9 protein-coding genes and 2 tRNA genes are annotated in these 8,203 nt (G+C 64.8%); 8 read left to right on the top strand and 3 right to left on the bottom strand.

From position 1 onward, the window contains the following. Positions 1–333: 333 nt before the first annotated feature. The 4 genes from NQ034_RS04805 (at position 334) to NQ034_RS04790 (ending at position 2,288) form a co-directional block, all read left to right on the top strand. A complete protein-coding gene (locus NQ034_RS04805) occupies positions 334–1,614 on the top strand; it encodes an inorganic phosphate transporter (protein WP_257047320.1) in 1,281 nt (426 codons plus the stop codon). Further along, a complete protein-coding gene (locus NQ034_RS04800; RefSeq protein ID WP_257047319.1) occupies positions 1,614–1,940 on the top strand; it encodes a peptidase in 327 nt (108 codons plus the stop codon). The genes NQ034_RS04805 and NQ034_RS04800 overlap by 1 nt, the downstream gene beginning before the upstream one ends. Before the next feature lie 140 nt (positions 1,941–2,080). After that, a tRNA-Ala gene (locus NQ034_RS04795) sits at positions 2,081–2,153 on the top strand. A gap of 62 nt (positions 2,154–2,215) precedes the next feature. Further along, a tRNA-Ala gene (locus NQ034_RS04790) sits at positions 2,216–2,288 on the top strand. 213 nt (positions 2,289–2,501) lie between these two features. On the opposite strand, the gene NQ034_RS04785 is transcribed toward NQ034_RS04790, so the two are convergent. Beyond that, a complete protein-coding gene (locus NQ034_RS04785; protein ID WP_257047317.1) occupies positions 2,502–3,665 on the bottom strand; it encodes an IS1249 family transposase in 1,164 nt (387 codons plus the stop codon). Positions 3,666–3,829: 164 nt separating this feature from the next. On the opposite strand from NQ034_RS04785, the gene NQ034_RS04780 reads away from it, so the two are divergent. The 4 genes from NQ034_RS04780 to NQ034_RS04765 all read left to right on the top strand — a co-directional run bounded on the left by NQ034_RS04780 (position 3,830) and on the right by NQ034_RS04765 (position 7,182). Further along, the gene (locus NQ034_RS04780) at positions 3,830–4,579 is read left to right on the top strand and encodes an arginase family protein (RefSeq protein ID WP_257047313.1); all 750 of its coding nucleotides are present in this window, start codon (positions 3,830–3,832) and stop codon (positions 4,577–4,579) included. A 38-nt stretch (positions 4,580–4,617) separates the two neighbouring features. Next, complete coding sequence (locus tag NQ034_RS04775) at positions 4,618–5,502, top strand: alpha/beta fold hydrolase (protein ID WP_257047312.1); 885 nt, start codon at positions 4,618–4,620, stop codon at positions 5,500–5,502. Continuing rightward, positions 5,499–6,584, top strand: a complete 1,086-nt coding sequence (locus NQ034_RS04770; RefSeq protein ID WP_257047310.1) for a glycosyltransferase family 4 protein — start codon at positions 5,499–5,501, stop codon at positions 6,582–6,584. Before NQ034_RS04775 ends, NQ034_RS04770 begins: the two co-directional genes overlap by 4 nt. Positions 6,585–6,666: 82 nt before the next feature. Continuing rightward, positions 6,667–7,182 (top strand): DnaJ family domain-containing protein, encoded by a 516-nt coding sequence (locus NQ034_RS04765; protein ID WP_257047309.1) that lies wholly within the window; start codon positions 6,667–6,669, stop codon positions 7,180–7,182. A gap of 11 nt (positions 7,183–7,193) precedes the next feature. On the opposite strand, the gene NQ034_RS04760 is transcribed toward NQ034_RS04765, so the two are convergent. Then, a complete protein-coding gene (locus NQ034_RS04760) occupies positions 7,194–7,802 on the bottom strand; it encodes a histidine phosphatase family protein (RefSeq protein WP_257047308.1) in 609 nt (202 codons plus the stop codon). Then, entirely contained in the window at positions 7,795–8,193 is a 399-nt protein-coding gene (gene rsfS / locus NQ034_RS04755) for a ribosome silencing factor (protein ID WP_257047307.1), read from the bottom strand. Before rsfS ends, NQ034_RS04760 begins: the two co-directional genes overlap by 8 nt. Between the last annotated feature and the right edge of the window lie 10 nt (positions 8,194–8,203).

The following is an 8,203-nucleotide window of genomic DNA, read 5'->3' as shown; positions in this document are numbered from 1 at the left end:
GTAAACGCCGAGACGATGACTTCGTCATCGCCTACCGTGAATACCTGCTCGCCGCGTAGGCCACCTCGCCATGGTCGATCACCACCACCATGATCACGACCGGGCTTGACAACCTATAGGAGCATCACGGACCGAGCTGTGAAGAATATCATCGCCGCGGCTTCGGGTGGGGATCAGCGGCCTGCCGAATCGGACAATTCCATGCGTTTAGAATGAACGTATGGTGAACGCCGGTTGTAGCAGCCGGGCCCGCGCGCACCGCGCCAGGCCCGGAGTCCGTCGAACGGTCGACGCGACCCAGTGGAGTCTGGGACCCCAGCACGAAGGACGCCCGTGGATTTCATAGTTCTGGTCGTCATCCTGGTCATCGTCTTAGCGCTGTTCTTCGATTTCACTAACGGATTCCACGATACGGCCAATGCGATGGCCACACCCATCGCGACGGGAGCGCTCAAGCCCAAGGTCGCCGTCACCCTGTGCGCGGTCCTCAACCTGGTGGGCGCATTCCTGTCCACGGAGGTCTCCAAAACGGTGTCCGGCGGCATCATCAAAGAGGACCAGATAGGCGCGGGACTCCTACCCGAGCTGATCTTCGCCGGACTCATCGGCGCCATTTGCTGGAATATGCTCACCTGGCTGTTCGGCCTTCCCTCGTCCTCATCCCATGCCCTGTTCGGAGGACTCATCGGGGCAACCCTGGTGGGCTTCGGGGCCGCCGGGATCAACTTCGCGATGGTCGTGCAGAAGATCGTCCTGCCGGCCCTGCTCTCCCCTGTGATCGCCGGCATCGTCGCCTTCGTCGCTACGAAGATCGCCTACCAGATCACTCGCCGCTACGACAACAAGCCCGATGGTCGTGATGGGTTCCGAGTCGGTCAGATCCTGACCTCGTCGCTGGTCGCCCTGGCCCACGGCACGAACGATGCGCAGAAGACGATGGGCATCATCACTCTGGTGTTCATCGCGGTGGGCTGGCAGTCACCTGCCCACCATGAGCCACACATCTGGGTGGTCGTGTCCTGCGCCTCGGCGATCGCCCTGGGCACCTATCTGGGCGGTTGGCGCATCATCCACACTCTGGGCAAGGGCCTGGTCGAGGTCAAGCCGGCACAGGGCTTCGCAGCGGAGTCCTCGACTTCGGCGACCATCCTGGCCTCCAGCGCCCTGGGCTTCCCCCTGTCGACCACCCAGGTCGCCTCGGGTTCCGTGATCGGTTCGGGCCTGGGACGCCGAGGTGCCGAGGTCCGCTGGTCGACGGCCGGCAAGATCATCGTCGGCTGGGTACTGACCCTGCCGGCTGCCGCGATCGTAGGAGCCCTGGTCGCGCTGATCGTCGTGGGCATGGGCCACTGGGGAGTCCTGGTGGCGTTCGTCCTCGCCGCCATCGTCGTCCTGGGGATGTTCCTGATCTCCAAACGCCAGAAGGGCCACCCGGCCGATGCGATGAAGAGCGATGTGGCGGAGTCCGGCCATGCGGTGAAGGTCCCGCACCAGCTGCCGCCCACTCCGCGCCAGGCACGTGCCGCGCGCAGACGGGCCGAGGCCAAGGCGGCGAGGAAAGCCGCCTCGCGTAACGTGCAGGCCGCTCACGCTGACGAGAAAGAGGGCGCCTGATGCACATCGCCTGGATCGATTTCATCCTCGTCCTGTGTGCTGCCCTGGTGGGGGCGAGCATGCTGGTCTTCTTCTACGGCTTGGGATTGCGCCTACTGGTCGAGGGCGGCCGTCCGCCGGTGGTCCACCCCGTCGACTTCCCCGATGCGATCACCAAGCTGACCCCCAAGCAGATCAGGAAGGCGGAGAAGAAAGCTGCGAAGGCTGCCAAGCGCAATCCGCTGACACATCTGCAGAAGCGCGCCAGACTGACCGGGGCCTACGCCTGTTTCACCCTGTGCGGCCTGACGATTCTGGGGGCGGTCATTCTGATCGTGGCCCATTGAGCCGGCCAGCCACCCCTACACCGGGGGTCGGATTATGATACTTCTCACGTAATTCGGGTAATCGGCCGGCTCGACTTGGCAAAGGCGCCCACGCTGGTCTAAAGTTGACCTCGTTGCCCGAACAATCGGGTGATCCTTTCGGGGGTATGGCGCAGTTGGTAGCGCGTCTCCATGGCATGGAGAAGGTCAGGGGTTCGAATCCCCTTACCTCCACGGAAGGCCCGATCGCATCCATCTGTGGTCAGGGCATCCGGACAATCGAATACAGACTCTTCGGGGGTATGGCGCAGTTGGTAGCGCGTCTCCATGGCATGGAGAAGGTCAGGGGTTCGAATCCCCTTACCTCCACCGAAGGTGACTAGACTGAAAACGTCCTGCCATGCGGCAGGACGTTTTCAGTTTATCTTGCGGGATTTCCGTGCGAAGAAGAGGAAGCCTCCCCATGATCGATCAGAACGTCACCGATGCACGAACACTGCGATTGGTGTGGCCTCAATGGCAAGGAGCCGGCCGTGACACCGTCGGGTTAGCGGCAAGAATGTGTGTACAGCGTCGGCGTGTCTAGCGTCTTCTTCCACCCCATCCGTGTTGGATTCCGTTGCCGTCTTCGGGGCTGAAGGCGGTGCCGTAGAGCAGGTTGGTTTCCTCGCGCCCGGTCTCGGGCTTGACAGTTGTCCGGGTCGTTTTGGTCCTCCAGTGGGCTGGTGTGACGAGCATCCAGGGGTCTTCAGGTGCTTGTGTGCGCCGGTAAAGCAGCCAGTCGACTCCGCGCCTGGCATGGTCGATCGACATGCCACGGTGGTGGCGTAGGAAGTCTTTGATCGCCTTGTTCGGTCCGCCTTCTAACGCGTTCGTCGTCTTCGCGATCGTGTAGTCGTCTTCGGCGAGTTTCAGCCAGGTGAATAACTGGTCGGCGCGGATCAGGTTGGCCAGCAGCTTGTGGGCTCTGCGGGTACGGATGTGGGTGTACCACCAAGACTGGTTCGCTCCGACGTGAGCCGGCCGGCTCGCTCCCGATTTCGCGCGGGTGCGGTGTTTGAGGAACGTTTCCCAGTGTGCTTCCCACGTGGCGAACTCGGCACTCCAGGTAGCGGCTTGTTCCAGCGTGGTGACGCGGCTCAGGGTCTTGTACAGGCCGAGGAGTTCCTTGTTCGCCGGCAGGCTGGGATGCCGGGTGAGGTGTTTGTGCGCGGCTTGGCGGATGTGGAAGTGGCAGCGTTGGATGCGCGTGTTCGGCCAGAGGCGTTTGATCGTCGAGGTCAGTGGCCCGTTGCCGTCGACGATCGCGGTGACCGGTGCCGGGATGCGTTCGATGAGTGCGGTCCAGGAGGCGGTCTTCTCCTGGTCGCACCATTGCCAGTCGATGACGTGGCTACCGGTGTGGGCGATGAGAACACACCAGCCGTTGAAGTACGTGCCGTCGAGCATGATCTGGTCGTGGGTTTCCCCGGTCGGTGTGATCGTTGGGCGCACGTTCCAGCACCAGGCCACACGGTGGCGGAATGTCCGGCCGGATTCGGTGGTGCCGCCTTGTCGTGTGGTGCCGGTCAGCCAGGTGAGGAAGTCGGTGAACTCGGCCTTGCGTGTGATGTCGATGCGTGACTGGGTGGCCGAGGCGCCGCAGTGTTTGCAGCGCCAGCGTGTCCGCCCGGCGGTGGTCTTGCCGTTTTTGACGAGCTTGTTTGCGCATACACCACAGTGGGGGTGATTCCTTGGATTGGGCACTGAACATGCTTGCAGACCATGTTCGGCCCGGTCTTGCCCGTCTGTCTACTGGGCAAGCGCCATATCCTGTACACACATTTTGGCCTTTAACCCACACCGTCGCAGAGCTACTGCCGGAGGTGCCCATAGACCGCGCACGGCGCTCATATGCTCTCGGTACCCGTGTGCTCCAGGCGATCCTTCCCGATCATCCAGGACCGACCGAGGTCGTCCCCGTCGATGGTGGAAACCCGGACGAAGGCTCGACCGGAGGCGTCGAATCGCGTTCGGCCATCCTCGCATCCTTGGCAGCCGCGCAGCGTGCGCTTGCCCGCCATGACTTCGACCGCGTGCTCACCCTTGGCGGCGAGTGCTCGGTCAGCGTAGCCCCATTCGCTGAGCTGGCTCACAAGTACGAAGACGATCTTGCCGTCATCTGGATCGACTCCCATCCCGACACCGATACACCGGATACCGGTTACGACGGTTTCCACGCTATGGCCGTCAGCGCGCTGACTGGACACGGCGACGGGGAAATCCTCAACCGGCTACCCGCCCACGTCGATTCCTCCCGTCTTGCGCTCGTAGGGCTGCACGACTGGGTCCCGGACGCATATGCTCACGTCGACCAGTGGGGACTGCGGGCATTCACCCCCACCGATCTTCGCAAGACCAGCTCCGGCCTGCTCGACTGGCTCGCGAGTACCGGAGCCGGCAAGGTGGCCGTCCACCTCGACGTCGACACAGTCGACTCCGCTGAAGCCGTCCTAGGCCTCGGGCAAGTTCCCGACGGGCTCAATCGAGCCCAGATCCGCCGTGTGATCGGCGATATCGCAGAAGTCGCCGATATAGTCGGACTGACCATCGCGGAGTTCATTCCGCGCGATGTGCTCGCCATTGAGGAACTCATCGACGGTCTACCCCTCACCCGGTAACGCTACCGGCCGCCTGGGCCCACGTAGGATGGAGCCATATGGATTTCATCGATTCAATGCGCCACGATCTGACCATCGCAGTCAACGGTGCCCCGCTCCAGGTGGCCACCTGGCATCATCACCGAGACCGCTCAGGCGCCCGTCCGGTCCTCCTGATCCACGGATTCCGCGGCGATCACCACGGGATGGATCTCATCGCCCACTACCTGCGACACCGGCCGGTCATCGTCCCCGACCTGCCAGGGTTCGGCAGCACCCCCGCCCCGGAGGGCGAACTGGATCTGGATTCCTATCTGGAGTGCCTCGACGGCCTGCACAGTGCGGTGGCCGAAGAGTACGGAGCGCCGCCCGTGGTGGTCGGGCATTCCTTCGGCTCGATTCTGGCCGCCCACTGGGCCGCCGCCAGGGCGAATGCGGGGAGTGCCCCCGATCGTCTGGTGCTGATCAATCCGATCGCCTCGGACCCGCTGGCCGGTCCCGCCAGTCTGCTGACCCGCGCGACCGTCGCCTATTACCGGGCGGGAGCCGCCCTGCCCGCGGGAGCCGCCCGAGCCCTGCTGTCGAGTCCGCTGATCGTGCGCGTGATGAGCGAGGTCATGGCCACCACAGACGACCCGGGGCTGCGTCGCTACATCCACGACCAGCATGCCCGCTATTTCTCCGCCTTCGCCGACCGCCGCACGCTGGCGCGCGCCTACGACGTGTCGATCTCGCACACCGTGGCCGAGGCCGCGGATGCCCTGACCATGCCGGTGGCGGTGATCGCCGGCTCGGCCGACCAGATCGCGCCGCTGCCCGCCACCGAGGCGTTCATCGCCTCCCTGCCCGCCGCCTCGGCCACGATCGTCGACGGGGTGGGCCATCTGATCCACTACGAGGCCCCTGAGACCGCGGCCGAAGGAATCGAGGCGTTCGTGGCATGAGACTGTTCTTCGACTCCCGCTTCACGCGCACGGACCGGCACGATGGGATCTCCCGGTACGGCGCCGAACTGCTGCGCGCCCTGCTGGATCTGACCCGCGGCACCGACGTGGAGGTCACGGCGATCATCAACGATCCCGCCCAGCTGGCCATGCTGCCGCAGACCCCCTACGTGCTGTTGAACGATCCGATCAGCCCGGCCGAGCCCTTCATCGCGCGCCGGCTCAACCAACTGGGCGCGGACGTCGTGTTCTCGACCATGCAGGTGATGGGGTCCACCGGGCGGCACTACAAGCTGATCCTGACCCTGCACGACCTCATCTACTACGACCACCCGACTCCCCCACGGGATCTGCCGGCCGTGGTGCGCGGCGCCTGGCGCCTGTATCACAAGGCGTATTGGCCACAACGCGTCCTGCTCAACCGGGCAGATGCCGTGGCCACGGTCAGCCGAACCACCGCCGAACTCATCGCGGAGCACCGGCTGACGCGTAAACCGGTCCACGTGATCGGCAATGCCGCCACTCCCCCGGCCGCCCTGCCACAGCGGGCCCAGGGTGATACGGCCAGGTCATTGGTCTACATGGGCGCCTTCATGCCGTACAAGAACGTCGAGACCATCGCCATGGCGATGCCCTTGTTGCCGGGCTGGACATTGCACCTGACGTCGAAGATCTCCCCGGTCCGGGAGGCCGAGTTGGCCCGCCTGGCCGGCCCCGCTGCCCACATCGAGTTCCACCACGGGGTCAGCGATGAGGAATACCATCGGCTGCTCGATTCCGCCACGGCGCTCGTCAGCGCCTCCCGCGCCGAGGGTTTCGGCCTGCCGGTGGTCGAGGCGCTGAGCCGAGGACTACCCGTGCTGTTGAGCGAACTGCCGATCTTCCGTGAGATCGCCGGTCCGGCCGGCGTCTACTTCGACCCGGACTCGCCCCGGTCCCTGGCCGCCGGCGCCAGACGCCTGGCCGATGCCGAAACCTGGTTACGGCTCTCGCAACTGGCGCCGGGGCAGGCTGCCACCTTCTCCTGGGAGGAATCGGCCCGACGACTGCTAGACCTGGCGCGCGAGCTCACGAACGGATAATGGGAGTAACGGCATCTTCGGATTCCGGCCGCAGCCGGCTCCGAACCCGGCAGCTCTCGAGTATCGAACTGGAAGTGGGAATATGGTCAAGCGCGACTCCGAACGCCGCAGAAGGATAGAGAGCGTCCGTGGGGCATCGGGGGCCGGTGCGACTCCCGATGTCAGTGGGGATCCTGACGACTCCGCCCGACGTGGTCCGTCCGCTCCCAGCCAGGTCGAGATCTGGAAGTCCGCCATGGTCAACAGCGCAGTGGAGCAGGCCATCGCCCGTGGAGAATTCGATGACCTGCCCGGACTCGGAAAGCCGTTGCCCGGCCTCGACGGGCGTCGTGACCCGGACTGGTGGATCAAGGGAAAGCTCGCCGACGAGGACATCCGTGGCGTCGGCCCCGCCGCACTCACTCTGCGTCAGGAGGCCGCCGATCTTCGCGGCAGGCTCGACGCGGTCGACGACGAAGACGAGGTCCGCAAGCTGCTCGAGGACTTCAACCGGAGGGTCCGCGATGCAGGGCTCGATCCGCACACCGGGCATCTGGTCGTCACCCCGATGCGTCGGGTCGAAGAAGAGATCGCAGCCTGGCGCAGTAGGCGCGCCTGAACCCCGGCCGCTCAGTCGACCGACCAGCCCCAGGCGTCTAAGTACCAGTGCTCGGAACGGTACTGCAGGGATGCATAATTGCAGTTCTTCAAGGCGCCTAACTGCCCCAGGGGTCCGTCGGAGTCCAGTCCCAGGAACATCTGGGTGGCGCCGCGAATCACCGCGCCGTGAGCCACGATCGCCACCACATCGTCATCGGCGCAGGTCTTGAGCAGGGTCCCAACCGTCGAGTAGACACGGCTGCCCGCCTCCTGCAGGGATTCCCCACGCGGCGGTCGAACGTCGCGCCCGGCGTTCCACAGCGCGAATTCCGCAGGCCAGCGCGGCGCGATCTCATCGCGGGTCAGGCCCTCCCAATCGCCCACTCCCACCTCACGCAGACCTGCATCGGTCACCGGCTCCAACCCGATGGCCCCGCCGATCGCCCGGGCGGTCTCATGAGCGCGGGACAGATCGGAGCTGAATAGGCGGGTGATACCGCGCCCCGCCAGATGGGTCGCGACGGCTTGGGCCTGGCCCCGGCCCGTCGCGTCCAGCGGGATATCCGCCTGGCCCTGGAAGCGACGCTGGAGATTATATGCGGTCTGCCCGTGACGGACCAGGAACACACGCTTAGGCATGATCGTCCGCTTTAGTCTGCGGTAGCCCCAGATCGGCGGTGACGTCGATCGTCGGGCAGTCCTTCCACAGGTTCTCCAGGCCATAGAACTCCCTATCCTCGGCAGCGAAGACGTGGACGATCAGGTCGCCGAAGTCCAACAGCACCCAGTGTCCCTCGCCCTTGCCCTCGCGCAGGCGCGCACGCTGCCGGCATTCCTTCAGCAGCGCTTCCTCGATCCCATCGACCACGGCGTTGACCTGCCTGTCGTTGTCGGCCGAGGCGATGAGGAAAACATCTGTGATGTAGAGCTGGTCGCTGACGTCGATGGCCACGATTTCGGTGGCGAGCTTGTCGGCAGCTGCCCTGGCTGCGATATGCGTCAGTTCCAGGGCGTTTTCGGTCGCGGTCACGCGATACCTT

It is taken from the genome of Brevibacterium moorei, assembly GCF_024580735.1.
Taxonomy (GTDB): domain Bacteria; phylum Actinomycetota; class Actinomycetes; order Actinomycetales; family Brevibacteriaceae; genus Brevibacterium; species Brevibacterium moorei.
The sequence above is the reverse complement of the archived record's forward strand: the minus strand, read 5'-3'. Positions and strand labels throughout refer to the sequence as shown.

Bases quoted from the DNA above. Each gene is read 5' to 3' on its own strand.
- NQ034_RS04800 (WP_257047319.1), top strand. From the start codon at position 1,614: ATGCACATCGCCTGGATCGATTTCATCCTCGTCCTGTGTGCTGCCCTG.
- NQ034_RS04775 (WP_257047312.1), top strand. From the start codon at position 4,618: ATGGATTTCATCGATTCAATGCGCCACGATCTGACCATCGCAGTCAAC.
- NQ034_RS04770 (WP_257047310.1), top strand. From the start codon at position 5,499: ATGAGACTGTTCTTCGACTCCCGCTTCACGCGCACGGACCGGCACGAT.
- NQ034_RS04765 (WP_257047309.1), top strand. From the start codon at position 6,667: ATGGTCAAGCGCGACTCCGAACGCCGCAGAAGGATAGAGAGCGTCCGT.
- NQ034_RS04760 (WP_257047308.1), bottom strand. From the start codon at position 7,802: ATGCCTAAGCGTGTGTTCCTGGTCCGTCACGGGCAGACCGCATATAAT.